The organism is Halorubrum sp. Atlit-8R, assembly GCF_003666025.1.
Classification (GTDB): Archaea; Halobacteriota; Halobacteria; order Halobacteriales; family Haloferacaceae; genus Halorubrum; species Halorubrum salinarum.
The window spans coordinates 194,161-218,061 of sequence record NZ_QPLV01000006.1 but is presented as its reverse complement, the minus strand read 5'-3'; the positions used below and the strand labels follow the sequence as shown (position 1 = coordinate 218,061).

Sequence of the window (23,901 nt, the reverse complement as noted above, 5' to 3'; positions counted from 1 at the left end):
GCGCCGAAGCGCAACGCCGATACCCGCGGCCGCGAAAGGAGGGGACATGTACGAGGCCGTTCACGCCGCCCCCGATGGGGAGGCGACCGCCGCCCGCCAGGCGGCGACCGCCGCGCGACACGGCTACGACGGGATCGTCGTGCGGTCGCGCGACGCGCTGGACCCGGCCGACGACGGCTCCGCCGCGGCCGCCGACGCGAGGGGGTCGGTCGGGACGGACCGCGCCGAGAGCCCGGTCCGCGACCCGGCCGCCATCGGCGAGGAGTACGGGATCGACGTGGTCGACGCGGTCGAGGTCGACGCCGACGACCCGACGAGCGCCTCCGGGGCGGTGGGGAACTACCGTTCGGACCGCACGGTGGTCTGCGTCGTCGGCGGCGACGACGCGCTGAACCGGTTCGCGGTCGAGCAGCCGCGCGTCGACGTGCTCGTCCGCCCCATGGCGGCCGGCGGCGACTTCAACCACGTCCTCGCGAAGGCGGCGCGCGACAACGGCGTCCACGTCGAGTTCGACTTCGGACCGGCGCTCCGCGAGACCGGCGGGAAGCGGGTCCGGGCGCTCGCCGACCTCCGGAAGCTCCGCGAGATCGTCGGCCACTACGACGCGCCGTACGTCGTGAGCGCGAACGCCCGGTCGCACCTCGAACTGCGGGCGCCGCGCGAACTCGTCGCGGTCGGCGAGGCGATCGGGTTCGACGCCGAGGCCGTCCGCGAGGGGCTCCGGGCGTGGGGCGACCTGGTCGACCGCAACCGCGAGCGCCGCTCCGAGGGCTTCATAGAGCCGGGGGTCCGACGTGGCAGGTATGAAGAAGACCGTCGCTGAACACGCGGAGCGGTTCTCCGAGAAGGCCGCGGAGTACGACGACTCGAAGAGCGAGGAGTACCACGCCTGCGCGAGCCTCGTGATCGACCACGCGTCGCCGGAGCCGGACGACGTGGTCCTCGACCTCGGCGCCGGCACCGGCGCCATCGCGCTCGCGGTCGCCGAGGACGCCGAGCGCGTCCTGGCCCGCGACATCAGCGAGGGGATGATGGACGAGGGGCGCCGGAAGGCCGAAGAGCGCGGGCTCGACAACGTCGAGTTCGCGTACGGCGAGTTCCGCGACCCCGAGGTCGACCCGGACCAGGGGGTCGACGTCGTCACCTCGAACTTCGCGCTCCACCACCTCGCGGACGACGAGAAGCGCGAGGCGATCCGGGTGATGGCCGAGACGGGCGCGCGCCGGATCGTCCTCGGTGACGTGGCCTTCTTCGAGGCGCCCGACCCCGACGAGCCGTTCTACAGCCCCGAGGTCGACGACCCCGCGACCGTCGGCACGCTCGTCGAGGCGTTCACGGCCGAGGGGTTCGCGGTGACCGCGGTCGAGCGCGTCCACGACCAGGTGGCGGTGATCGTCGCCGAGCGGATCCGGGAGCTCCCGGCGTGAGGGGGCCGTCGTGAAGCACCTCCCGAAACACCTGCGGCCGCGGTGGCGCTACGTCGCGGTCGGCATCGAGTCGTGGGCGGGCGCCGAGGTCGGTCGGCGGGCGTTCCAGCGCGCGCTGTGGTACAGCGCCGGCAACCTCCTCGGCGACGCCGGCAGCGCCGACGCCGACCTCACGCTGCTGTCGTTCGACCACGCGGACGGGAGCGGCGAGGCCGTCGTCCGCGTCAGACACGGCCACGTCGACGACGCGCGCGCCGCGATAGCCTGCGTGAGCGAGGTCGGCGGCGAGCCGGTCGGGATCCTCGTCAGGGGGATTTCGGGGACGGTGCGTGCCTGTGAAGAAAGATATATGGGTCGCGCGACCGCCAGTTCGACACAGCGAGACGTCGCGTTCGAGGGCGCCGAGCGGACCGCGACCGTGCGCGGAGACGCGTGCGACGTGCGGACCGAGTCGGGTCGCGTCGGCGCGACGACGTTCGACACCGAGTGATATCATGCAGGGCCAATCCCAACAGCAGGCGTACGACCGCGGCATCACAATCTTCTCTCCGGACGGCCGACTCTACCAGGTCGAGTACGCCCGGGAGGCGGTGAAGCGAGGGACGGCGAGCGTCGGCGTCCGCGCCGAGGACGGCGTCGTCCTCGCGGCCGACAAGCGCGCCCGCTCCCCGCTCATGGAGCCGGAGAGCATCGAGAAGCTCCACAAGGCCGACGACCACGTCGGCGTCGCGAGCGCCGGTCACGTCGCCGACGCGCGCCAGCTCATCGACTTCGCGCGGCGGCAGGCGCAGATCAACCAGCTCCGCTACGGCGAGCCCGTCGGCATCGAGACGCTGACGAAGAACATCACCGACCACATCCAGCAGTACACGCAGGTCGGCGGCGCGCGCCCGTTCGGCGTCGCGCTCATCGTCGGCGGCATCGAGGACGGCGAGCCGCGCCTCTTCGAGACCGACCCCTCGGGCACCCCCTACGAGTGGCAGGCGCTGTCGATCGGCTCGGACCGCAACGACCTCCGCGACTACCTCGAAGCGGAGTACGAGGAGGGCATCTCGACGGACGAGGCGGTCGGGCTCGCGCTCGACACCCTCGCGCAGTCGAACGACGGCGAACTGGAGCCCGACGGCGTCGGCGTCGCGACGATCACCGTCGACGACCCGCAGTACGGCGAGCTGCCCGCGGACGAGGTCGAGGGGATCCTCGACGAGCGGGACCTCCTCGCGACCGACGAGGACGAGGACGCGGCGGACGACGCCGAGAGCGACGAGGAGTAAGTCGTCGCCGCGGGCGCGACGGCCGGCGCCTCCCCGGCTCGACCGCCGTCGGTCGGGAGAGTTATGCCGTCGGAGGCTGACCGGAGACGCGTGCAGAAGACGGTACTCATCACCGGCTGTTCCTCGGGCATCGGCCGCGCCGCGGCGCACGCGTTCCTCGACGAGGGATGGACCGTGTACGCCACCGCGCGGAACCCGGCGGACGTCGAGGCGCTCGGCGAGGCGGGCTGTGAGCTCGCCACGCTCGACGTCACCGATCAGGACGACATCGACCGCGTCGTCGAGCGGATCCTAGACGAGGAGGGCGCGATCGACGCCCTGATTAACAACGCCGGCTACGGCCAGTTCGGCCCCGTCGAGGACGTCACCACGGACCGCGTCCACGACCAGTTCGACGTGAACGTGTACGGGCCGCACCGGCTGATCCGCGCGGTCCTGCCCGCGATGCGCCGCGAGCGCGACGGGACCATCGTCAACGTCTCCTCGGTCGCCGGCCGGGTGTCGATCCCCGGCGGCGGCGTGTACAGCGGCTCGAAGTTCGCCCTGGAGGCGATGTCGGACGCGCTCCGCAACGAGGTGGCCGACCTCGGCATCGACGTGGTCGTCGTCGAGCCCGGCCCCGTCAAGACGAACTTCTCCGAGCGCGCGGAGCGGGAGGCCGACCCCGAGGAGCGCGAGGGGATAGAGCGCACCGACGCCTACGAGGACTTCTACGCGATGTTCGAGGACGCCCAGCTGATGGGCGGCGACGGCCCCGGCGCCGTGGAACCGGAGCTCGTCGCGAACGCCATCTACGACGCCGCGAGTGCGACCCAGCCCCCCGCGCGGGTCCAGCCCGGGACGGTCGCCCGCGTCGGCGTGCTCGCGCGCTTCGTCCCCGACGCGCTGCTCGACCGGGTGTACGGCCTCGTCAGGAACGTCACGTCGTAGACGGCCGCGCGTCCGTCACCCGCTACCCCCCGCGTCGACCGCGAACGGGCTCTCTCCCTCCCGCCAGTCCCAGCCCGGCAGCCGCGTCTGGAACCCCGCCGCGAGCGCGGCGTCGAGGTCGTCAGCGCCCGCGGCGCCGGCGCCGGCCCGCTCCGTCTCGGCCGTCGCGTCCCGATCAACGTGGATGTCAGAGATGTGAAACGTCGCCTGCGCGAGCAGCGAGAGCGGGCGACCGCCGGCGATCGTCGCCGCCAGCTCGCGGCCCAGCACCTCGTCGACGACGAAGCCCGGGTAGTCGCCCTCGACGTCGAGGTCGCGCAAGAGCGCGACGCAGCCCGCGACGTTGACCGCGACCTCGCCGTCGGCGAAGACCGCGTCGACCTCGCGGCGATACGCGTCCGGCGGAACCGCGTCCACCTCCGTCTCGAAGAGGCGACCGAGGCGGTCGCGGGTGTCGTTGAGTATCGGGACGACCACGTCGGCGCGGTCGCGGACCCAGGCGTGTTCGTCGCGGACCGTCTGCGGCGTGACGCGCATGGCCCGGCTTGGGCCGGCCGGGGCTTGCCCTTTGCGAAGGCTTTTATAACGGCGGGGCAGTACCGTGATCCAAGCGGGTTTTCGCTGGCTGTTCCCGCGTACGGAACCAGTACGGACAGTACTTCCACTATGCCTACCCCGTCACGGTCGATCGATCGGCGCCGAGTCGCCGCGCGACGCGATTCGACGACGACGGCGGCCCCGACGACCCGCAGTGAGATATGAGTCAAGTCGACAAGCAGCTCGATACGTTGAAATCAGAGATCGAACAGGAGATTCCGAACGACATCACGGTCACCGACGTGAAATACGAGGGGCCGGAGCTGGTCGTGTACACGCGCGACCCGAAGCGGTTCGCCGGCGACGGCGACCTGATCCGGCGGCTCGCCTCGAAGCTTCGCAAGCGGATCACGGTCCGACCGGACCCGAGCGCCCTCTCGCCGCCGGCGCGGGCCGAGGACCAGGTCCGCGAGGTGATCCCCGAGGAGGCCGGCGTCACGGACCTCGACTTCCACGAGGACACCGGTGAGGTCGTCATCGAGGCCGAGAAGCCCGGCATGGTGATCGGCCGCCGCGGCTCGACGCTCCGCGAGATCACCCAGGAGGTCGGCTGGACCCCCGAGGTCGTTCGGACGCCGCCGATCGAGTCCTCCACCGTCTCGAACGTCCGCGGCTTCCTGAAGAACGAGCGCGAGGAGCGCCGCGACATCCTCGAACGCGTCGGCCGGCAGATCCACCGCGAGGAGATGTCCGACGACGAGTGGGTGCGGATCACGACGCTCGGCTGCTGTCGCGAGGTCGGCCGCGCCGCCTTCATCCTCTCGACGCCCGAGACCCGGATCCTCATCGACTGCGGCGACAAGCCGGGCGCCGAGGGCGAGGTGCCGTACCTCCAGGTCCCCGAGGCGCTCGGCGCGGGCGCCGCGACCCTCGACGCGGTCGTGCTCACCCACGCCCACCTCGACCACTCTGCGCTGGTCCCGCTCCTGTTCAAGTACGGCTACGACGGCCCCATCTACACGACGGAGCCGACGCGCGACCTGATGGGCCTGCTCACGCTCGACTACCTCGACGTGGCGGCGAAGGACGGCCGGACGCCGCCGTACGAGTCCGCGCAGGTCCGCGACGCGATCAAACACACCATCCCGCTGGAGTACGGCGACGTGACCGACGTGGCGCCGGACGTGAAGCTCACGTTCCACAACGCGGGCCACATCCTCGGCAGCGCAGTCACCCACTTCCACATCGGCGACGGCCTCTACAACGTCGCCTTCTCCGGCGACATCCACTACGAGGACACGCGGCTGTTCAACGGTGCCGTCAACGACTTCCCGCGCGTCGAGACGCTCGTTCTTGAGTCCACCTACGGCGGCCGCAACGACTACCAGACCGACCAGGAGGACTCCGAGGAGGCGCTCAAGCGCGTCATCAACGAGACGTACGAGCAGGGCGGGAAGGTCGTCATCCCCGCCTTCGCGGTCGGGCGCTCGCAGGAGATCATGCTCGTCTTGGAGGAGGCGATGCGCGAGGGCGAGATTCCCGAGATGCCCGTCCACCTCGACGGGATGATCTGGGAGGCGACGGCGATCCACACCACCTATCCCGAGTACCTCCGCGACGACCTCCGCGACCGCATCTTCCACGAGGACGAGAACCCGTTCCTCGCCGACCAGTTCAACCACATCGACGGCGGCGAGGAGGAGCGGCAGGACGTCGCCGACGGCGACGAGTGTATCATCATCTCCACGTCGGGGATGATCGAGGGCGGGCCGATCATGTCGTGGCTCCGCCACATCGGTCCCGATCCGGACTCGAACCTCGTCTTCGTCGGCTACCAGGCGCAGGGGACGCTCGGCCGCCGGATCCAGAACGGCTGGGACGAGATCCCGGTCGACGGCTGGGGCGGCGGGAGCCGCGGCGACACGCTCACGCTGGAGATGGACACCGAGGTCGTCGACGGCTTCTCCGGCCACGCCGACCGGCAGGGGTTAGAGAACTTCGTGAAGACGATGAACCCGCGCCCGGAGAAGGTGCTGTGCGTCCACGGCGACGAGAGCTCGGTCCAGGACCTCTCGTCGTCGCTGTACCACGACTACAACATGCGGACGTTCGCGCCGAAGAACCTGGAGACGTTCCGGTTCAAGTAAGCGCGGTGACGCGGCGGGGCCGCTTTCAGTTCACGACCAAGATCGCGACGCCGACGAGCGACAGCGCCGCTCCGAGGACGCGGTTGAGCCTCACCGCCCACTCCTTCGGTTCGCTCTCGGACCCGGACCGTCGGCTGCCGACAGCGTCGATCTGCTCGCGCAGCTTCGCGGCTTCGAGCGGCCAGATCGCGTGCGGGACCCCGACGACCACGAGGAGCAGCGCCGCGAGCGACTCCATGGGAAGATCAGTGAAACCCGCGTAATAGGCTTTCTGCGCGACGAGGGGCGACAGCACCACTCCGGGGCGGCCTCGTCTCGGTCTCGGTCGCCGCGGCTCAGTCGTCTCGCTGCTCAGCGGCGGCGGCCTCGTCCGGCGGCTCCGTGGCGTCGGCGTCACTGTCGAGGAACGTCGCCAGCGCGCCGGTGCGAGCGGTTCGCGAGCGCGCGTACGCCAGGTACCACGCGAGGCTTCCGAGGGTGATGCCGACCGCGCCGAGGATCGAGAGGCGCCCCATCTGGACGATCAGCACGGCGCCGCCGATCACGCCGAGTATCTGTAACACCGGGTACCCGGGAGACCGGAAGTCCGGGTCGTAGAAGTCGACGTCGGCCTCCCGGAAGACGATCACGGAGAGGTTCTCCAGCGAGAAGACGAGGATGAGGAAGGCGCTCGCCAGCTTCGCCAGGTCGACCACCGGGACGAACGCGATGAGCGCGAGCAGCAGCGCGCCGGTGACGAGCACGGCGTTCACTGGCGTGAGGAACCGGGGGTTGATCCGGCCGACGCGGGCGGGGATGAGCGAGTCGCGGCTCATCGCGAGCAGGAACCGAGAGGTCCCCAAGACGCCCGCGTTCGCCATGCTTGTGAGCGCGAGGACCGCGGTGACCGCGACGACGGTGACGCCGGCGCCGCCGAACACCCGCGCCGCGCTGTCGGCCATCGGCGTGAGGGAGGTCCCGCCGCCCGGACCGCCGGTGACAAGGGTCTCGCCCGGCACGACGCCGACGACGACGGCCACGACCGCCGTGTAGATGGCCATCATCACGCCGATTGAGACGAGCATCGCGAGCGGGATGTTCCGGTCCGGGTCGGCAATCTCCTCGGCGACGGACGCGACCTCGCCGATCCCCGCGTACGAGACGAACACGAAGGCGGCGGCGGTCGCGACCCCGCCGACGCCGTGGGTCGTGAACGGGACGTACTGCGCCGACTCCGCCGGCCGGATCCCGCCGACGACGTAGGCGCCCAGCACGAGCACGACGAAGGTGACGAGGACGCTTTGCACCTGCCCGCTCTTCTCCGTGCCGACGACGTTGAGCAGGATGACGACGACCCCGAGGACGAGTGCGACCGTCTTCACGAGGCCGACGGGGATGTTCACGAGCAACAGCAGGTAGGCGCCGAGGCCGACGAGCGCGAACGCGCTCTTGAACACGAGCGAGAACCAGACGCCGACGCCCGCGATCGTTCCGAACAGGGGGCCCATCGCGCGGTCGATGTAGATGTAGGTCCCGCCGTCCTCGGGCATCGCCGTCGCCATCTCGGCCTTCGAGAGCGCGTTCGGGAGGACGATCAGGCCGGCGATCAGGTACGCGAGGATGACCGCCGGGCCGGCCTTCTCGTAGCCGACCGCCGGGAGGACGAAGATGCCGCCGCCGATCATGGCGCCCATGCTCAGCGTCACCGCCGAATAGAGCCCGAGATCCCGGCTCAGGTCCCCTTCACCCATTACCTATCGCTTGGAACACCCACAGTTAATCCTTCGCGATCGGTAATACAGGGCTCGCGTATTTCGGGTTCGATAACGCGGCGGACGGCCGCCGCTCACTCTCGCCCGTCGTCGTCGGCTCCGTCGCCGCTCGCGTCGACCTTCCCGTCGCGCCGGTCTCGCTCCCGCGCCTCGGGGTCGCGCTCGGCGGGGTCGCCGTGCCCGCCGCCGCCCGGCGTGCGGACCGAGACCGTCGTGCCGGCCGGGACGTCGACGGACGCCTTCGCCGCGACCGGCTCCCCGTCGATCAGGTTCTCGCCGAGCGCGCCGTCGTCGCCGCCGTCGAGCCCGCGCGGCGCGGTCCGGCGTCGCTCCGTCAGCAGCGAGACAGTCGCGTCCGCCTCGACGGTGAGGCGCCGCTCGACGCCGAGGCCGCCCCGGTGCCGGCCGTCGCCGCCGCTCGACGGGCGGAGGGCGTAGCGCTCGACCCGGAGCGGGTACGCCGCCTCCAGCGCCTCGACCGGGGTGTTGAGCGTGTTCGTCATCCCGATTTGGACGCCGTCCATCCCGTCCTTGCCCGGCCTGGCGCCGAAGCCGCCGGCGATGGTCTCGTAGTAGGTGAACTCGCCGGCGCGGTCGCCGATGATCAGGTTGTTCATCGTCCCCTGACCGCCGGCCGGGACGACCTCCGGGACCGCCTCGGCGAGCGCCGCCAGCGTCACGTCGGTGACGCGCTGGCTCGTCTCGACGTTGCCGCCGACGACCGCGGCCGGCGGGCGCGGGTCGAGCAGCGACCCCTCGGGCGCCGATATCGACACCGGCTCGTAACAGCCGTGGTTCGGCGGGATCTCGGGGTCGGTGATCGCGCGGACCACGAAGTACACCGCGCTCTTCGCGACCGAGAACGGGGCGTTCAGGTTGCCCGGCACCTGGTCGGCGGTGCCGGCGAAGTCGACGTCGAGGGACGCGCCGTCGACGGTGACGGCGGCTTCGACCGGGATGTCACCGTCGGTCACGCCGTCGCCTTCGAGCACGTCTCCCGCGCGGTAGGTCCCGTCCGGGAGGTTCCGGATCTCGGCCTCGATCCGGTCGCGCGAGTAGTCGATGACGGCGTCGAACGCGTCGAGGAGCGCGTCGCCGTGCTCGTCGAGCAGCTCGCCGACCCGCTCCTCGGCGCGCGCGTTCGCGGCGCGCTGCGCCCGGAGGTCCGCCGCCCGCTCGTCCGGGGTGCGGACGTTGGCGAGGATCAGGTCGCGGACGGCCTCGTTCGGCTCGCCGCCGTCGACGAGCCGGACCGCCGGGAGCCGGAGCCCCTCCTCGTATATCTCCCGCGCGCCGGGCGGCATGCTGCCCGGCGCGCTCCCGCCCACGTCGGCGTGGTGCGCGCGCGACACCGCGTAGCCGACGACCTCGCCGCGGGGCGCGACCGTCGAGACGAGCGTCACGTCCGGGAGGTGGGTCCCGCCCGCGAACGGGTCGTTGACGACGAACACGTCGCCCGGCTTCGGGTCCTTCCCGAGGACGGTGTCGACGGCGTCCGGCATCGCCCCGAGGTGGACCGGGATGTGCTCGGCCTGGGCGACCATCCGGCCGTCGGCGTCGAACAGCGCCGTCGAGCAGTCCTGGCGCTCCTTGATGTTCGGCGAGTACGCCCCGCGGATCAGCACGTGGCCCATCTCGGCCGCGACGCTCTCCAGTTGGTTCCGGAGGATCTCCAGCGTGACCGGGTCGAGGTCGGCGCCCGTCACGCCTCGCTCACCTCCGCGACCAGCGCGCCGTCGCCGCGGAGCCGCACGCCCCACCCCGGCGGGACGACGACCGTGCTCTCCGGCCCCTCGACGACGACCGGCCCTTCGACGGTCTCGCCGAGCGGGAACCGGTCGCGGTCGTAGACCGGCGTCTCCCGGGCGCCATCGGGGAACACCGCCTCCCGCGTCGTCCGCGGGCCGGGGTCCTCGGGGGCGTCGACGCCGACCGCCGGGGCCGTCCGCGGGACGGTCGCCGTCGCGCGGCAGTTCACCAGTTCGACCGGCTCGTCGGCGCGGTAGCCGTACGCCGACTCGTGGGCCGCCGCGAACCGCTCGCCGACCGCCGCCGGGTCGAACGGTCGGTCGACGTCGACGGTCAGTTCGAAGCTCTGTCCGGCGTAGCGGCAGTCCGCCGCGTACTCCAGGCGGGCGGCCGCCGGGTCGCTGACCTCGTCCGACAGCCCCTCGGTCAGCTCCTCGTAGACGGCGTCGACCGCGTCGGGGTCGACCTCGGCGAGGGGGGCCTGCCGGGTCCGCACCGCGTCGCGCGTCTCGTCGGCCGCGAGCAGGCCGTACGCCGACAGCACGCCGGAGGCGCGCGGCACGACGACGCGCTCGACGTCGAGGGCGTCGGCGATCGCGACCGCGTGCATCGGGCCGGCGCCGCCGAACGCGACGAGGCCGAACCCGCGCGGGTCGTGGCCGCGCTCGACCGTGACGGAGCGGATCGCGCGGGTCATGTCGGCGTTCGCGACGCGGTGGACGCCGAGCGCGGCCGCGACCGGCCCCTCCATTCCCGCCTCGTCGGCGAGGTCGGCGAGCGCGTCGCGGGCGGCCGCCGCGTCGAGCGAGAGGTCGCCGCCGAGATCGGTGTCCGCGCCGACGTACCCCAAGACGAGGTCCGCGTCGGTGACGGTCGGCTCCGTGCCGCCCTTGCCGTAGCAGGCCGGGCCGGGGTCGGCGCCCGCGGAGCGCGGGCCGATCCGGAGCGCGCCGCCGGCGTCGACCCACGCGATCGACCCGCCGCCGGCGCCCACGGTCTCGACGTCGACCATCGGGGTGCCGATCGGCCGGTCGGCGATAGTCGACTCGGTCGTCCGCTCGACCTCGCCGTCCCGGACGAGGCTCACGTCGCTGGAGGTGCCGCCCATGTCGAAGGTGATCAGCCCGTCGCGCTCGGCGTCGGTCGCGGCCGTGGCGCTCGCGCCCACGACTCCGGCGGCGGGCCCGGAGAGGACGGTCGTCACGGCGTTCCGCCTGACCGTCTCGGCGTCGGTGACGCCGCCGTTGGCCTGCATGATCCGCGGCTGGGGCAGCCCGAGGTCCCGCGCCCGCTCGGTGAGGCGGCCGACGTAGCCGTCGATCGCCGGGCGGACGTAGGCGTCGACGACCGTGGTGGAGGTGCGCTCGTACTCGCGGAACTCCGGCAGCACCTCGTTGGAGGCCGAGACGGGGGCGTCGAGCGCGTCGCGCAGCGCCTCGGCGAGGCGGTCCTCGTTCTCGGGGTGGGCGTAGGCGTGGAGCAGGCACACCGCGACGGACTCGACGTCGGCGTCGCGGAGGTCGGCGACGAGCGACTCGATCGCCGCGTCGTCCACCGGCCGCTCGATCCCGTCGACGGTCGCGCGCTCGGGGACCTCGAACCGGCGGCGCCGGGGAACGAGGGGCGCCGGCTTCTCGGCGTCGAGGTCGTACAGCGACGGCCGGGTCTGTCGCCCGATCTCCAGCACGTCGCGGAAGCCCTCGGTCGTCACGAGCGCGGTCCGCGCGCCGTCGCCCTCCAGGAGCGCGTTGACGGAGACGGTCATCGCGTGGGAGAACTCGGTCACGCTCTCGGGGTCGATCCCGGCCGCCTCGCAGGCCTTCTCGATGCCGGCCGCGACGCCCTCGCTCTGGTCGTCGGTGCTCGGCACCTTCGCGGTGACGAGGCGGTCGTCGAGCGCGAGCGCGACGTCGGTGAACGTCCCGCCGACGTCGACGCCGACGGCTCGCGCGTCCGTCGCCCGGCCGTCCGCCGTTCCGCCGCCCATCTACGACACCCCCGCGGCGTCGCGGAGCGTCCGGACGCCGAGCGGCGACGTGGCTCGGTCGCGTGGCATGGCCCGTCCTCGTCACCGGACGGACTTAAGACCGCCCCGTTCGGCAGCCCGAGGCTCTCGGTCCGTTCCCCGCGCGGCGCTCGGGAATCGGGTTCCCGCGAGGCGGAGAGCGCGCGAACATCTTCGGGACCAGGCGGAGGGCGGCGGGAGTCCGTAATCCGCACATGGGCGCAGTTCCGGGCGGTATCGACGCGGAGCGCGGCCCGCCGATGACGGTGCCGCTTCGGCACTTCCTGGTCGGGCTAGCCTTCCTCGGCGCCGCCCTGCTCGTCGGGATCGGTCTGCTCGTCGGCGCGGTCCCGGGGCTCGGCGGCCTCGTCCACTTCCACCTGCTGTTAGTCGGGTGGGTGTGCGTGACGATCATGGGCGCGATGACGCAGTTCGTCCCGGTGTGGTCCGGGACGACGCTCCACTCCCGGCGGCTGGCGAGCGCCCAGCTCGGCTTGGTCGCCGTCGGCCTCGTCGGCTTCGCGACCGCGCTCGCGCTGGGGCGGCTCCCGTGGCTTGCGGGGTTCGGGGCCGTCATGCTCGCCGGCTTCTGGGCGTTCGTCTACAACGTCGGGCGGACGCTCGCGACCGTCGACGACCTCGACGTGACCGAGCGCCACTTCGCCGTCGCGCTCGCCTGCTTCGTCGCCCTGACCGGGCTCGGCGTCCTGCTGGCGGCCGACCTCGGCTCCGGCCTCCTCGCCGGGCTCGGGGTCTCGCACGCCGGGGTCCGCGGCGCGCACGTCACCCTCGCCGTCTTCGGCGCGGTGCTCACCACCGTCTACGGCGCCCTCTACCAGCTCGCCACGATGTTCACGCAGACGGAGCTCCGCGGGGTCGACCACCGGCTCCGCGCGGTCGAGGAGGTCGGCCACCCGGTCGGCGTCGCCGCGCTCGCGGGCGGGCGGCTGCTCGGCGCGGCAGCGCTCGCCCGCGTCGGCGCGGTCCTCGTGCTGCTCGCCGCGCTGGCGTTCGCCGCCGTCCTGGCCCGTCGGCTCCTCGAGATGCGCGTCGAGCGCACCCCGATCCACACGCGGTACGCCGTCGTCGCGCTCGCGCTCGTCGGGTGGGTCGCGACGGCCGCGCCCGCGTGGCTCCGGTCGCCGCTCGCCGCCGAGACCGTCCTCGGCGGACCGGGCAGCGCGCCGCTGTTGCTCCTCGGCGCTGTCGCGTTCGTCGTCCTCGGCACGCTGTACCACGTCGTTCCTTTCGTCGTGTGGGTCGAGCGGTACAGCGACCGGCTCGGCTTCGAGGCGGTGCCGATGGTCGACGACCTCTACGACGACCGGCTCGCGGCCGCCGACGGCGCGCTCCTGTTCCTCGGCACCGCGCTCGTCGTCGGCGCGGACGTCGCCGCCGGCGCCTCGGGGGCGACGCTCGCCGGCGCGGCCACGCGCCCCGCGCTCGTCGGGCTGTCGCTCGCGACGCTCGGCGTCGCGGTGTTCGCGGCCAACGCCCTGCTGGTGATCCGCCGGCACAGCCCCGGGACGCTGGCCCGCGTCGCGCTCGGCCGGTTCGGGGCGTCCTCGGCGTCCGGGGGAACAGACGGCGGCGACGGCCCGAACGACGGCGACGGTCCAGGCGACGGCCCCGCGGCGGCGGAGTGACCGCCGCGGCGAGGCGAGCGCTTAAGCGACGCCGGGGCGAGCGCCACGTATGCGCATCGCGCTCATCGCACACGACGAGCTGAAAGACGAGATGGTCGCGTTCGTCGAGCGACACACCGGCGTCCTCGACGAGTGCGAACTGGTCACCACCGGGACGACGGGCAAGCGCATCGCGGACGCGACCGGACTCGCCGTGAACCGACAGGCCTCGGGGCCGTACGGCGGCGACCTCCAGATCGGGGGGATGATCGCGAACGACCGGATCGACGGGGTCGTCTTCCTCCGCGACCCCCTGACCGCGCAGGCGCACGAACCCGACATCTCGGCGCTGCTGCGGGTCTGTGACGTGAAGGACGTGCCGCTGGCGACGAACGTGGCGTCCGCGGAGCTGCTCGTCGAGGGGCTCTTGGACGGCGATTCTCTCGACTGATACCGCGGACCGCGGTGATTTAACCCGGGCGGTCGAAGGGGCGGGCGATGACGCGCCCGCAACGGATCCGCGCCCTCGCCCTCTCGCTGCTGCTGCTCGCCGCGATCGTCGGCGTCGGAGCGGTCGCGGGCCAGCCCGCGGCGCCCGGAGCGGACGCCCGCGCGCAGGGGGCGACCGTCCAGTCGGTCGGCGGCGCGCCCGCGGACGGTCCGGCGACCGTCGGCACCGGCGCCGACGCGAACCGGAGTTCGGCGCCGCCGATCACGCGCTGTTTCACCGGGCGGGGATATCCCATCTCGATCGGCGACGGCGAGGGCGGAGCGACGATGGAGACGGTGGTCCACCTCTCCGTGCTGACCGACCCCGCCGCGGGCAACGAGTTCGGCGTCGAGACCGCCGGGCGCCTCGACGGCGAGCCGATCGTGACGCTCGCGGCGGGGGTCAGGCTGACCGGGCGGGAGGCGATCGCGAACGGCTTCGACCCGCTCGCGGCGTTCGACGTGCTGTACACCTACGAGATGCGGCTCCCGATGTTCGCCGGCGCGGTCGGCGACGCGGACTACGAGGACGACGGATCGCCGATCGAGTCGAGCGCCGGCGCGGTCGCCTGCTGACCGGGCCTCACGAGCGCTCGACCGCGTCCGACGCCGCCGGCGCGGTCGCCTGCTGACCGGGCCTCACGAGCGCTCGACCGCGTCCGACGCCGCCGGCGGCCGAACGCCTCGGACCAGTCGCAACACGTCCTGACGGGTCGCTTCGAACCCGTCGCCGGTCGGGTAGGCGCCGCCGGCGAGCAGGTACTCGCCGGCCTCCCACACCGCCAGCAGCGCCTCCACCGGGACCCGCTCGCCGTCGACCGCGCAGCGCCCGTGGAACACGGTGAGCGTGGCGGGCGACGCCGCGGGGTCGTCGACGTCGAGGCGCCGCTCGTCGCGGCGCGCGAGGTCGCCGATGCGCCGGTCGGCGAGGCGGTCGCGGAACCCCTCGCGGGCCCGGGACTCGACGAGCCGCGTCAGGGCGGGGTTCGGCCCGGTGTCGGGCGAGATGCGGAGCCGGCTCGCGAAGAAGAACGGCCGCGGGGGCTGGGTCTCGCGCTCGTACCGCGCCGTCCCCGCCGTGACCGAAACGGGGCCAGCCTCGAACGGGCGTTCCGTCGCCTCCGCGACGAGCGTCCAGCCCTCGAGGCGGTCGCGGGGGACGACCGGTGGCTCCATGGTCCCGCCTCTCTCCGGACGGGAATAAAACGGACGGGCGAGGAAGGGGCGGTCGGGCGGGCGCGTCGGTGCTCAGTGGTCGTCTTCGCGCCACTTGTGCTCGCACTCGGTACAGACGAAAAAGCGCGTCTCGGACTCGTCGGCCGCGCGGATCTGCTGCATGTACCAGTACGCCTGGTCGTTGTCGCACTCCGGACACTGGGCCGTCGTCGTCGGGAGCCCCTTGTCCTCGGCGTCGCTCACGTCGACGATCTCCGACTCCACCTGCGACTCGGTCGTCCACTCGTCGTCGCCCTCGTCGCGCCCGATCTCGTGGCCGCAGGAGTCGCACACCCAGTGGTCCTCGCCCTCGCCGGACTTCATCATGGATCCGCACTCGTCGCAGAACTTCATGCCCGAACCTACCGCGGATCGTATTTAAACGGCGGGATCGCGGGCGAGCGGCGGACGCGCCCGCGGGGCGCCCACGCCGCCGTCAGTCCGCGTCGACGTGTTCGGCGAGCGCGAACCGGACGCGCTCCTCCTCGGGGCCCTTCGTCTCCCGGCCGGTGACGACGACCTCCCCGATATCGGCGGTGTTCGCGACGTGGGTCCCCGCGCAGGCGGTGCGGTCGTACGGCTCGTCGTCGCCGTCCGCGCCCGCTATCTCGACGATCCGCAGCTCCTCGATCGAGTCGGGGAGGAGGTCGATCCGCGTCCGGTCGGTGTCCAGCGTCGCCTCCGCGGTCTCGCGGTCCATCGTGTAGCTCGACACCGCCCGCCCGTCGGCGACGAGCTCGTTGAGCCGGGCCTCGATCCGGTCGAGGTCGTCGTCCGTGAACCGGTCGTACTCGGCGTCGAGGCGCGCGCGGTCGCGGTACAGCTGGTTGCCGGTCGTCGGCGCGTCGAACTCGTCGAGCAGCAGCGCCGACAGCAGGTGCTGTGCGGTGTGGTACCGCGAGTGCGCCGCGCGCCGGTCGGCGTCGACCTCGCAGGCGACCGCCGTCCCCGGCTCCGGGAGCGAGACCGACTCGCCCCCGTCGCCCGCGTCGTCGTCCGCGCCGCCCGCGTCCTCGTTCGCGCCGTCCGTGCCGTCGACCGGTTCGACCTCGTGGTACACCGTGTCTCGCATCTCGACGTCGACGACGCGCCACCGAGTGCTCCCGTCGCCGTCGACCGCGCGGATCGTCCCGGTGTCGTGCGGCTGGCCGCCCCCGGTCGGGTAGAAGTGCGTCCGGTCGAGGACGATCCGGTGCGGGTCGGAGAGGACGCGCTTGACGGTTGCCTCGAACGTCGTCACCGCGTCGTCCGCGAGGTAGAGTCGCTCGGTCACGGGTCCGGGAAGGGGCGCCGGCGAGATATATCCCCGGTCCGCCGCGGCCGCGGCCGACGCCCCCGGAGCGGAGCGACCGCCCGAATCCGCGGCTATCGGGACTGATAGCCGGGAGTCCACGTTTATCAGCGCGGGCGGCCTACCGGCCCGCATGAACGGAGGCGAGCGCGGAGCGACCGCCGAGCGCGCCCAGAGCGAGGTGCTCGGGACGGTCCTCCTGTTGGGGCTGACGGTCGCCGTCGTCGGCACCACCGTCGCGCTCGGCGGCGCCGCGCTCGACGACTCGCAGGCGTCGGCGGACCTCCAGCGCGTCGAGGGCGCGATGACGCAGGTGGACTCGAAGGCCAGCCTCGTCGCGCACGGCGAGTCGCCCGCCCAGCGCGTCCGCCTGGACGTGGGCCGGAGCGCCGACTTCCGGGTCGACGGCGACGCCGGGTGGATGCGCATCGAGGTGACGACGAGCGAGAACCCGAACGCCACGAACAGGACCATCCCGCTCGGTGCGGTGACCTACGAGCGCGACGGCGAGACGATCGCGTACCAGGGCGGCGGCGTCTGGCGGTCGCGCGGCGGCGGCTCCGAGATGGTCTCGCCGCCGGAGTTCCACTACCGCGGGAGCGGCGGGACCGAGACGCTCACGCTCCCGCTCGTGACGATCCGGAACGGCTCCGCGCCGATCGGCGACGCGGTCCGCATCACCGACACGGGCGGCCGGTCCGAGCGGGTGTTCCCCTCGCCGAACGGGTCGAACCCGCTCCTCGGCGGCAACGTCACGATCACGGTCCAGAGCGACTACGCGGACGCGTGGGGGCGCTTCTTCGAGACCCGGACGAGCGCGGCGGTGACCGACGTCAGCGACCGGCGGGTGGAGGTCCGGCTCCGGACCACCACGGTCCATCCCACGCTGAGCGCCGGGGTCTCCGCGACCGGTCGGTCGACGTTCGACACCGGCGGCGTCGACGAGCTGTACGCCGACAGCTACGACTCGGACGCCGGCGCCTACGACGACCAGTCGCCGGGGGAGGGCGCGGTCATCCAGACGCGCGACCAGTTCCGGCTCACCGCGGGCGGGGGCGGCAACACCCAGTCGATCACGATCCGCGGGGACCTGATCGCCGAGTCGTACAACATCCCACCCGGGCAGGCGGACAAGCTGAACGTCACCGGAGAGCGGCGCACGGAGACGGCGTTCGACGACGTGGCGTCGGTCGACGGCGCGATCAGCCAGCGGATCGAGGGCGTTCGAGACCGGGACCTCGCCGCGAACGGCGACTACCGCGGGGGCGACATCGACCTCTCCGGGAGCGAGACCGAGACGATAGACGCGGACACGTACGTCGACGGCGACATCTCCGTCGCCGACGGCGCGACCCTCACGGTCACCGACGGCGCGACGCTCCACGTCGCGGGCGGCCTGAGCGTCTCCGCGGACGCGGGCGGCGTCGACCTCGACACCGGCGGCGGCGAGGTCGAGGTGCTGGTCGAGGAGTCGACGACCGTCAGCGGTGACACGACGGTCAGGGCGACGGGCGGCGGGCAGGCCACGCTCTACGTCGACGACACGCTCACTGTCCGGAACACCGCGTCGGTAACGAGCGCTCCGGACACGCGGTTGGAGGTACAAAACACCGCCGGGATCGACCTCGAAGACAGCGCCGTGGTCGCCGCCGACGAGGACGTGGCGGGGAACCTCTGGGTGTACTCCAGCGGGGACCGGATCGACGTGACGGCCGAGGACGACGACCCCGTCCGGTTCGGCGGGGTGTTCTACGCGCCACAGAGCACGACCGAGCTCGCCGGCAACATGACGATCAAGGGGTCGTTCACCTTCGAGCTCTTCGAGTTCGACGACGCGGAGATACGGATCCACTACGACGAGTCGCTGGCGACCCAACAGCCGTTCGAGGGCGACTCGGTCCCCGTGGTGAGCCACCTCCACGTCTCCGTCCACGAGGTCGCCGTCGAGTCCGAGTGACCCCGGACCGACGCCTCAATCGGAGAAGTCGATCCGCGTCTCCGTGCGGTGGACCACGAACCGCTCGTAGTGGTCGGCGTCGAACGTCACCGTGAGGTCCGGCCCGCCGGCCGTCGACACCGAGACGTGGTCGTGTTCCGCCGCAAGCTCTGAATAGTACCGCTCCCAGACCGTCGCCTGCGACGAGTTGATAGCCAGGGTAACGTTGTCGGTCGCCGCGCGGTCGTCGAGGGCGGCCTCCCGGGTGCCCAGCTGTCCGATCACCAGGACCGTCCGGTCGCCGCTCTCGGACTGCGGCGGCCCGCCGAGCCCGTACAGCGAGTAGACGACGGTGTCGCCGAGCAGGAGGTCGGGCTCGTAGAGCATGACCCCGTTGTCCCCCTGCATGCGGAAGACGGCCCCGTTCTCGTACACGATGCGCGTGTCGCCGGCGCCGCGGTACGTGAGCGACCCGGTCTCGACTATCGTCCCCGGCGTCGCGGTGTGATTGATGCGGAACGTCGACTCCTGTTCCAACACCAGCTCGCCGCCGCCGAGCTGGATCTCGGTCGCCCGGCTCGGCACGCCGTCGCGGCTGACGTCGTCGAGGTTGTCCTGGAGCACGTCGAACGCGCGCTCGACGTTGTTGTCGCGCTCGGCGAGCTGCGCGTCCTCGAGCCCGCCCAGACCGACGGTGAACGTGACCGCTATCGTCGACGTGATCAGCGCGAACACCAGCACGAACCCGACCGTCTCGCTCACGCCGCGGTCGTCCGAGCCGAGACCGGCGACGGCGTCGCGGAGGCTCACGCCGCGCTCACCACCACTTCGCCGTCGGCCCCGGCGTCGGGGTCCCACCAGATCCGGAGGTCGCCGCCGTCGACGGTCGCGTTCCGGACCGCCACGTCCTCGGTCGAGCGGAACGGGACCTCGACGGTCGTGTCGCTCCGGTCGCTCTCGAGCGCGACCGTCCCCTCGGTGCCGTTCGCGCTCACTCGTATCCGATAGCCGGTCCCGGAGGCCCTGTCCGGGAGCGTCAGGGATCGGTTAACGGTGAGGTCTTCTCGGGACGCCCCGCTCGCGACGAGCCTATCGACGGTGCCGAGGTCGGCCGCGACCCGCTCGCCGACGACGGTGAGCTCCCCCTGCGCCGCGCGTTCGCGCTCCGACTCGACGAACGACCCCCCGGCGACGAACAGGCCGGAGAGCAGCAGGGTCGAGACGGCGAGCGTCATCACGTAGCCGACGGTGACCGACACCGCGCGGTCCGTCCCGCCCGGGCCGTCACGCATCGCGCTCACCCGGCGCGAGCCGGACCGTGTCGCCGTAGGTCAGCCCCGGCGTCCGGTGGAGGACCTCGACCTCGACGCTGTAGATCCCCTCGACGACGTACGGCCGCGAGGAGTCGGTGAGGGGGGAGGTCCCGTCGCGCTCGCCGACGACGAGGTGGTACGTCCCCCGCGCCTCGGTGCCGTTCTCGTAGCGAACGTCGTACGAGTCGTACGGCTCGCTCCCGTTCTGAACGCCCTCCGCCCAGACGAGTGCGGGGAACCGCTGGCCGTCCACGGTGCCGGCGGTCAGGTCGATCGTGACGTTCTCGCCCGAGCCGTGGAGGAAGGTCTCGGTGACGGAGTCGGTCTCGTTGCGCACCGTCACGTCGATAGCGTCGGCCGCGTCGTTCGACAGCGAGACCGACCAGTTCCCGCCCGCTCCGTCGGCCACGACGGTGAACGCGGCCCCAGCGCTGGTCGCGACGGACGTCGAGTCGACGGTCAACCGGTAGTTGCGCGTCCGGTCGACCCCGCCCGCGACGGTCCAGTCGGCGGTCGTTCCGTCGGGCGCCGTCATGTCGCGCAACCCGGCGCCGGTCTCGTTCTGCGCGATGAAGTGCCCCGACTCGACGGTGGAGGCGTTGACGCGCACGTCGGCGACCACGCCGTCGCGCGCGCGAATCTCCCCGACCGTCCGCCCGTAGCGCTCCGCGCTCGCGAGGAACGGGGCCGTCGCGTTGGCCGATCCGTTCCGGTGCTCGCGGTACAGGATCCCGGCGAGGTCGTCCACGGAGCCGTCGCGGAACTCGACCGCCTCCGCCCCGCCCGCGTCGACCCCGCGGGTCGCGAGGTTCTCGGTGTAGATGACGGTGTTCAACAGGAGGACGACCGCGACGAACAGCACCGCGAGGGTCAGCCCCGTGATCAGGATGATCTGCCCGCGGTCCTCGTCTGCGCTCTCCCCCGCGTCGCGGCCGCGGCGCCCCCAGTCGGCGCGGTCGGGGGGCGTGCGCCCGGCGGACGCGCCGCTCTCGGACGCCGCCCTCGTCGCGTCGCTCCCGTCGCCGTCGGAGCGCGTCGTCACATCTGCCATGCGGTGATGCGCACCTCCACGACCGTGTACAGCGTGTCGCCGGCGCCGACGGGCGCGGCGAAGTACCCGCCGGGGCCGTCGTCGGCGAGGACGTACTGGCCGGACGCCCCGAAGCGGTCGTCGCCGTACAGCGCCACCCGCGTGCTCGCCGTCGCCGCGTTGTCGCTCGGCGACCCCATGTCGATCATCCGCGTCCGGTCGAGCCCCTCGCCGTCGGCGGCCGGGTAGTAGACGTCGACGTCGAACGCGATCCGCCTGCTGTCGAACGCCTCGCGGAGCTGCCCGTGGAGCGGGTGCGACGCGTTCGGGAGCCCGGTGTAGTACTCGTCGTCGGCGCCCACGAAGCCGTCGTCGTAGTACAGCAGCGCGGCCCTGAGCTCGCCGCTCGCCTCGGCGGTCGTCAGCACGTCCTGGGCCGCGATCGCCGCCTGGTTCTCGACGTGCTGGTTCGACGTGCTCGCCGAGAGTGGCGTGACGGCCGTCGCCTGCGTCGCGAAGACGAGCCCGGCGACCAACAGCAGCGCCGCCGTGAACGCCTCTAAGGTGTGCGCCTGCCCTCGGTCGTCGGGGAGGTGTTCGACGAACATCGTCACCACACCCGCAGCGTGAGCCGGTGCGTCTCGCGGCCGACGTCGTCCCCGGGGTCGACGTCGATGGCGACGATTCGACTCGCGGCCGCGACGCTCCGGTCGCGCGGCGGCGCGGGGCCGGCGCGCATCGGCACGGCGGCCCCGCCCGGGTCAAGCGTCCGAACGGTCCCGTTCCGCGTCACGGTGAGGTTGAGCCCCCGGAAGTCGTCGACGCCGAGCTCCGCGTGGAGGTCGTCGGCGTTGGCCGCCCAGTCGCAGCCGGACTCGGCGGCCGCCGTCGCCGGGTCCGTGCCGTCGAAGAACGCGAGGGTACACGCGTGCGACAGCGTCGCCGTCGAGCCCGCGCCGGCGAGCGACGACTCGGCGAGCCGCGCGGCGCCGCGCTCCGCGACGATGACGGTCGCCCCCTCGCCGACGGCGTACGGTTCGAGCAGCGACGGGACGAACGCGAACGTGAACCCGACCGCGACGAGGAACACCGACATCCCGACGACGAAGTCGAGCACCGTCTGCGCGCGGTCAGCCGACATAGATCCACACCCCCAGCGCCAGCGTCATCAGGACCACGGCGTACTTGACGCCGGATATCAGCTCCGCGTCGCGGATGTAGCCGCTGATGAACCCGGAGAGGACCGCCTGGATCGTCACCGCGTGGAAGAACAGCATCGAGAGCACGTCGGGATCGATGCTGCCGCCGCCGCCGAACCCGGCCCCGCCGGTGCTCCCGGCGCCGTCGCTCTGCGCGACCAGGTCGCCCATCACGTCGATGAACTGCGTCTGGAGGATGGCCATCACGCCGAGCAGCGTGACGTACGTCATCACGATGATCGCCACCTGCATCCGGGTCCGCGACTTCCGCTCGCGCTCGATGTCGTCCTGGTTCTCCGAGGCCTGCGCGGCCGTCGTCAGCACGTCCGTGATCTGCGAGGACGCCTCCTGGGCCTCGGTGATCAGCTTCACCGTCCGCGCGAGCCGCGGGACCGCGTAGGCGTTGTTGAACTCGACGAGCGCGTCCCGGAGGCTCATCCCGTAGTTCACCTTCGCGTGGATCACCTCGAACTCCTCGGCGAGCTTCCCGGTCGAGGTCTCCGAGACCGTGCGCACCGATTCGAGCAGCGTCTGTCCGGTGTCGTTCGCCGAGGAGAGCTTCCGGAGCGTCTCCGAGAGCTTGCCGGTCACCGCCCGCCGCGAGCGCTGGTGCCACTCGTAGAACACCCCGAGCGGGACCAGCACGACGTAGAGCGGGACGTAGACCCAGACGAACGCCGACCACACCGGGCGGGCGATCCAGCCGTCGATCGTCGTCGGCGCCGACCCGGCCGCGGCCGCGACGACGACCAGCGCGAGCGCCGCGGGCACGGTCAACGCGAGGGTGTACAGCGGGTTCTCGCGGAGGAAGAGGTGCGGCGCCGAGAGGATCTCCATCGTCTTGTGGGTCCCCTCGCGGTCGCGGATGCGGTCGAAGACGCCGAACGTCCCGACGAACGCCTCCACGAGCCCGAAGTGGAAGAGCCCCTCCTGGCTCGTCTGTTGGAGGCGCTCGCTGCCACCGTCGGGCTGGAGGTAGCCGTCGCCGGGGTCGTCCTGTTTCACCGTCGAGACCAGCACGAGGAAGCCGACGCCGACCAGGGGGATGAGCAGGTACACCGTGACGTACAGCAGGCGGTCGTCGGCCTCGCCCATCATCCCCATGATGACGAGGATGATGATGAGAAGCAGGGGGAACAACGAGAGCGTCATGTACATCTCGCCGAACAGCTCCAGGGTCTCCAAGGTCATCTCGCGCTCCTGTTTCGACGTGCGGAGGTGCTTCTCCTTTTTGTCCTTCAGGAAGCCCTCCATGTCGCCGCCGGAGTTGACGATGGAGAGCATGTCGGCGAGGAACTGCGAGAGCTCGTCGGAGGGGGTCTCCATGGACTGCTGGCGGATGGCGTTCCGGTAGTCGGTCCCGAAGTACTCCGTCTCGTTGACGATGCTCTGGAACTCGCGCGACACCTCGCCGTAGGTGTCCTCCGCCGTCGCCATCGCGCGGAGGATCTCCAGCTGGTTCAGCCCGCCGACGGAGAGCGCGTACATGAACGACACCGAGTCCGCGAGCAGGAGATTGATCTCCCGCTTCCGGGAGGAGGCGCGCGAGTACGGGACCGCGACGAGGCCGCCGAACCCGATCGCGAACCCGATCGAGCCGAAGACGAGGCCGCTGAGAAGCACCGCGGTCGGCACGACGAGCGAGCGTAGCAGCTCCTGGATCGCCGTCGTCGGCGCCGGCACGCCGAGCGAGAGCGTCGACGGGTCGATCAGCCCGAGCGAGAACACGCCGTAGCCGATCAGCGTGCCGAGCGCCCAGAGCAGCCCGCCGACCAGCAGGCCGACCGCCAGCGCCAGCGAGACGTACATCTCGACCTGGTCGGGCATCCGCGCCTCCGCGAGCTTGCGCTCCACGTCCGCGACGAAGTCGCCGTCGGGGTCGAAAAGCAGCTCGAACACCGGGTAACACAGCTCCGCGAGGACGTTCGCGTCGACGCCGCCGTCGCCCGCGTCCACGTCGAGACTCACGGGACGGCCCTCACG

24 protein-coding genes are annotated in these 23,901 nt (G+C 72.1%); 10 read left to right on the top strand and 14 right to left on the bottom strand.

From position 1 onward, the window contains the following. Nucleotides 1-46: 46 nt before the first annotated feature. From DVK05_RS15135 to DVK05_RS17415, 5 genes are all read left to right on the top strand, one after another. Entirely contained in the window at nucleotides 47-823 is a 777-nt protein-coding gene (locus tag DVK05_RS15135) for an RNase P subunit p30 family protein (protein WP_121564679.1), read from the top strand. Next, complete coding sequence (locus DVK05_RS15130) at nucleotides 804-1,427, top strand: class I SAM-dependent methyltransferase (RefSeq protein ID WP_121564677.1); 624 nt, start codon at nucleotides 804-806, stop codon at nucleotides 1,425-1,427. The genes DVK05_RS15135 and DVK05_RS15130 overlap by 20 nt, the downstream gene beginning before the upstream one ends. A gap of 10 nt (nucleotides 1,428-1,437) precedes the next feature. Further along, a complete protein-coding gene (locus DVK05_RS15125) occupies nucleotides 1,438-1,917 on the top strand; it encodes an Rpp14/Pop5 family protein (protein ID WP_121564675.1) in 480 nt (159 codons plus the stop codon). 4 nt (nucleotides 1,918-1,921) lie between these two features. Next, nucleotides 1,922-2,701, top strand: coding sequence for an archaeal proteasome endopeptidase complex subunit alpha (gene psmA, locus DVK05_RS17420; protein WP_199712342.1), 780 nt, complete (start codon nucleotides 1,922-1,924; stop codon nucleotides 2,699-2,701). A gap of 63 nt (nucleotides 2,702-2,764) precedes the next feature. Further along, nucleotides 2,765-3,631: an SDR family oxidoreductase gene (locus tag DVK05_RS17415; RefSeq protein WP_199712341.1), complete on the top strand. Its 867-nt coding sequence runs from the start codon at nucleotides 2,765-2,767 to the stop codon at nucleotides 3,629-3,631. Nucleotides 3,632-3,646: 15 nt separating this feature from the next. Here DVK05_RS17415 and DVK05_RS15115 read toward each other — a convergent pair whose 3' ends face one another. After that, complete coding sequence (locus tag DVK05_RS15115; protein ID WP_121564673.1) at nucleotides 3,647-4,168, bottom strand: hypothetical protein; 522 nt, start codon at nucleotides 4,166-4,168, stop codon at nucleotides 3,647-3,649. Between the two features lie 221 nt (nucleotides 4,169-4,389). Here DVK05_RS15115 and DVK05_RS15110 point away from each other — a divergent pair, with 221 nt between their 5' ends. Next, entirely contained in the window at nucleotides 4,390-6,315 is a 1,926-nt protein-coding gene (locus DVK05_RS15110) for a beta-CASP ribonuclease aCPSF1 (protein ID WP_053771313.1), read from the top strand. A gap of 25 nt (nucleotides 6,316-6,340) precedes the next feature. On the opposite strand, the gene DVK05_RS15105 is transcribed toward DVK05_RS15110, so the two are convergent. The 4 genes from DVK05_RS15105 to DVK05_RS15090 form a co-directional block, all read right to left on the bottom strand. Further along, nucleotides 6,341-6,553: a hypothetical protein gene (locus DVK05_RS15105; RefSeq protein ID WP_121564671.1), complete on the bottom strand. Its 213-nt coding sequence runs from the start codon at nucleotides 6,551-6,553 to the stop codon at nucleotides 6,341-6,343. A gap of 97 nt (nucleotides 6,554-6,650) precedes the next feature. Further along, on the bottom strand, nucleotides 6,651-8,045 hold the full coding sequence (locus DVK05_RS15100; protein ID WP_121564668.1) for an APC family permease: 1,395 nt from the start codon (nucleotides 8,043-8,045) through the stop codon (nucleotides 6,651-6,653). A gap of 95 nt (nucleotides 8,046-8,140) precedes the next feature. After that, nucleotides 8,141-9,772: a hydantoinase B/oxoprolinase family protein gene (locus DVK05_RS15095; protein ID WP_121564666.1), complete on the bottom strand. Its 1,632-nt coding sequence runs from the start codon at nucleotides 9,770-9,772 to the stop codon at nucleotides 8,141-8,143. Next, the gene (locus DVK05_RS15090; RefSeq protein WP_121564664.1) at nucleotides 9,769-11,802 is read right to left on the bottom strand and encodes a hydantoinase/oxoprolinase family protein; all 2,034 of its coding nucleotides are present in this window, start codon (nucleotides 11,800-11,802) and stop codon (nucleotides 9,769-9,771) included. Before DVK05_RS15090 ends, DVK05_RS15095 begins: the two co-directional genes overlap by 4 nt. A 278-nt stretch (nucleotides 11,803-12,080) precedes the next feature. Between DVK05_RS15090 and DVK05_RS15085 the strand changes: the two genes are divergently transcribed. From DVK05_RS15085 to DVK05_RS15075, 3 genes are read left to right on the top strand one after another with little or no spacing between them, the layout of a single operon-like run. Next, nucleotides 12,081-13,466, top strand: coding sequence for a hypothetical protein (locus DVK05_RS15085; RefSeq protein ID WP_121564734.1), 1,386 nt, complete (start codon nucleotides 12,081-12,083; stop codon nucleotides 13,464-13,466). 49 nt (nucleotides 13,467-13,515) lie between these two features. Then, nucleotides 13,516-13,896 (top strand): methylglyoxal synthase, encoded by a 381-nt coding sequence (locus tag DVK05_RS15080; RefSeq protein WP_121564662.1) that lies wholly within the window; start codon nucleotides 13,516-13,518, stop codon nucleotides 13,894-13,896. 47 nt (nucleotides 13,897-13,943) lie between these two features. Then, a complete protein-coding gene (locus tag DVK05_RS15075) occupies nucleotides 13,944-14,510 on the top strand; it encodes a hypothetical protein (protein ID WP_121564660.1) in 567 nt (188 codons plus the stop codon). A 63-nt stretch (nucleotides 14,511-14,573) separates the two neighbouring features. On the opposite strand, the gene DVK05_RS15070 is transcribed toward DVK05_RS15075, so the two are convergent. The 3 genes from DVK05_RS15070 to DVK05_RS15060 all read right to left on the bottom strand — a co-directional run bounded on the left by DVK05_RS15070 (nucleotide 14,574) and on the right by DVK05_RS15060 (nucleotide 16,422). Further along, nucleotides 14,574-15,110: a DUF6517 family protein gene (locus DVK05_RS15070; RefSeq protein ID WP_121564658.1), complete on the bottom strand. Its 537-nt coding sequence runs from the start codon at nucleotides 15,108-15,110 to the stop codon at nucleotides 14,574-14,576. A gap of 72 nt (nucleotides 15,111-15,182) precedes the next feature. Then, the gene (locus DVK05_RS15065) at nucleotides 15,183-15,503 is read right to left on the bottom strand and encodes a transcription factor S (RefSeq protein ID WP_053771321.1); all 321 of its coding nucleotides are present in this window, start codon (nucleotides 15,501-15,503) and stop codon (nucleotides 15,183-15,185) included. An 82-nt stretch (nucleotides 15,504-15,585) separates the two neighbouring features. Then, entirely contained in the window at nucleotides 15,586-16,422 is an 837-nt protein-coding gene (locus DVK05_RS15060; RefSeq protein WP_121564656.1) for an alanyl-tRNA editing protein, read from the bottom strand. 151 nt (nucleotides 16,423-16,573) lie between these two features. Between DVK05_RS15060 and DVK05_RS15055 the strand changes: the two genes are divergently transcribed. Beyond that, nucleotides 16,574-18,397 (top strand): hypothetical protein, encoded by a 1,824-nt coding sequence (locus DVK05_RS15055; protein ID WP_121564654.1) that lies wholly within the window; start codon nucleotides 16,574-16,576, stop codon nucleotides 18,395-18,397. A 15-nt stretch (nucleotides 18,398-18,412) separates the two neighbouring features. Here DVK05_RS15055 and DVK05_RS15050 read toward each other — a convergent pair whose 3' ends face one another. From DVK05_RS15050 to DVK05_RS15025, 6 genes are read right to left on the bottom strand one after another with little or no spacing between them, the layout of a single operon-like run. After that, entirely contained in the window at nucleotides 18,413-19,186 is a 774-nt protein-coding gene (locus tag DVK05_RS15050; RefSeq protein WP_121564652.1) for a hypothetical protein, read from the bottom strand. Beyond that, nucleotides 19,183-19,668, bottom strand: coding sequence for a hypothetical protein (locus tag DVK05_RS15045; protein ID WP_121564650.1), 486 nt, complete (start codon nucleotides 19,666-19,668; stop codon nucleotides 19,183-19,185). The genes DVK05_RS15050 and DVK05_RS15045 overlap by 4 nt, the downstream gene beginning before the upstream one ends. After that, nucleotides 19,661-20,740, bottom strand: a complete 1,080-nt coding sequence (locus DVK05_RS15040) for a hypothetical protein (protein WP_233559440.1) — start codon at nucleotides 20,738-20,740, stop codon at nucleotides 19,661-19,663. The genes DVK05_RS15045 and DVK05_RS15040 overlap by 8 nt, the downstream gene beginning before the upstream one ends. After that, nucleotides 20,728-21,327, bottom strand: coding sequence for a hypothetical protein (locus DVK05_RS15035; RefSeq protein ID WP_121564730.1), 600 nt, complete (start codon nucleotides 21,325-21,327; stop codon nucleotides 20,728-20,730). Before DVK05_RS15035 ends, DVK05_RS15040 begins: the two co-directional genes overlap by 13 nt. Before the next feature lie 2 nt (nucleotides 21,328-21,329). Continuing rightward, nucleotides 21,330-21,860, bottom strand: coding sequence for a hypothetical protein (locus DVK05_RS15030; RefSeq protein ID WP_121564648.1), 531 nt, complete (start codon nucleotides 21,858-21,860; stop codon nucleotides 21,330-21,332). Next, on the bottom strand, nucleotides 21,850-23,886 hold the full coding sequence (locus tag DVK05_RS15025) for a type II secretion system F family protein (protein WP_121564646.1): 2,037 nt from the start codon (nucleotides 23,884-23,886) through the stop codon (nucleotides 21,850-21,852). Before DVK05_RS15025 ends, DVK05_RS15030 begins: the two co-directional genes overlap by 11 nt. Nucleotides 23,887-23,901: the final 15 nt, after the last annotated feature.

Coding starts and splice junctions, on each gene's coding strand:
- DVK05_RS15080 (WP_121564662.1), top strand. CDS start 13,516: ATGCGCATCGCGCTCATCGCACACGACGAGCTGAAAGACGAGATGGTC.
- DVK05_RS15075 (WP_121564660.1), top strand. CDS start 13,944: ATGACGCGCCCGCAACGGATCCGCGCCCTCGCCCTCTCGCTGCTGCTG.
- DVK05_RS15090 (WP_121564664.1), bottom strand. CDS start 11,802: ATGGGCGGCGGAACGGCGGACGGCCGGGCGACGGACGCGCGAGCCGTC.
- DVK05_RS15085 (WP_121564734.1), top strand. CDS start 12,081: ATGACGGTGCCGCTTCGGCACTTCCTGGTCGGGCTAGCCTTCCTCGGC.
- DVK05_RS15130 (WP_121564677.1), top strand. CDS start 804: ATGAAGAAGACCGTCGCTGAACACGCGGAGCGGTTCTCCGAGAAGGCC.
- DVK05_RS17415 (WP_199712341.1), top strand. CDS start 2,765: ATGCCGTCGGAGGCTGACCGGAGACGCGTGCAGAAGACGGTACTCATC.
- DVK05_RS15040 (WP_233559440.1), bottom strand. CDS start 20,740: ATGGCAGATGTGACGACGCGCTCCGACGGCGACGGGAGCGACGCGACG.
- psmA (WP_199712342.1), top strand. CDS start 1,922: ATGCAGGGCCAATCCCAACAGCAGGCGTACGACCGCGGCATCACAATC.
- DVK05_RS15045 (WP_121564650.1), bottom strand. CDS start 19,668: ATGCGTGACGGCCCGGGCGGGACGGACCGCGCGGTGTCGGTCACCGTC.
- DVK05_RS15105 (WP_121564671.1), bottom strand. CDS start 6,553: ATGGAGTCGCTCGCGGCGCTGCTCCTCGTGGTCGTCGGGGTCCCGCAC.
- DVK05_RS15115 (WP_121564673.1), bottom strand. CDS start 4,168: ATGCGCGTCACGCCGCAGACGGTCCGCGACGAACACGCCTGGGTCCGC.
- DVK05_RS15135 (WP_121564679.1), top strand. CDS start 47: ATGTACGAGGCCGTTCACGCCGCCCCCGATGGGGAGGCGACCGCCGCC.
- DVK05_RS15030 (WP_121564648.1), bottom strand. CDS start 21,860: ATGTCGGCTGACCGCGCGCAGACGGTGCTCGACTTCGTCGTCGGGATG.
- DVK05_RS15035 (WP_121564730.1), bottom strand. CDS start 21,327: ATGTTCGTCGAACACCTCCCCGACGACCGAGGGCAGGCGCACACCTTA.
- DVK05_RS15070 (WP_121564658.1), bottom strand. CDS start 15,110: ATGGAGCCACCGGTCGTCCCCCGCGACCGCCTCGAGGGCTGGACGCTC.
- DVK05_RS15100 (WP_121564668.1), bottom strand. CDS start 8,045: ATGGGTGAAGGGGACCTGAGCCGGGATCTCGGGCTCTATTCGGCGGTG.
- DVK05_RS15065 (WP_053771321.1), bottom strand. CDS start 15,503: ATGAAGTTCTGCGACGAGTGCGGATCCATGATGAAGTCCGGCGAGGGC.
- DVK05_RS15110 (WP_053771313.1), top strand. CDS start 4,390: ATGAGTCAAGTCGACAAGCAGCTCGATACGTTGAAATCAGAGATCGAA.
- DVK05_RS15055 (WP_121564654.1), top strand. CDS start 16,574: ATGAACGGAGGCGAGCGCGGAGCGACCGCCGAGCGCGCCCAGAGCGAG.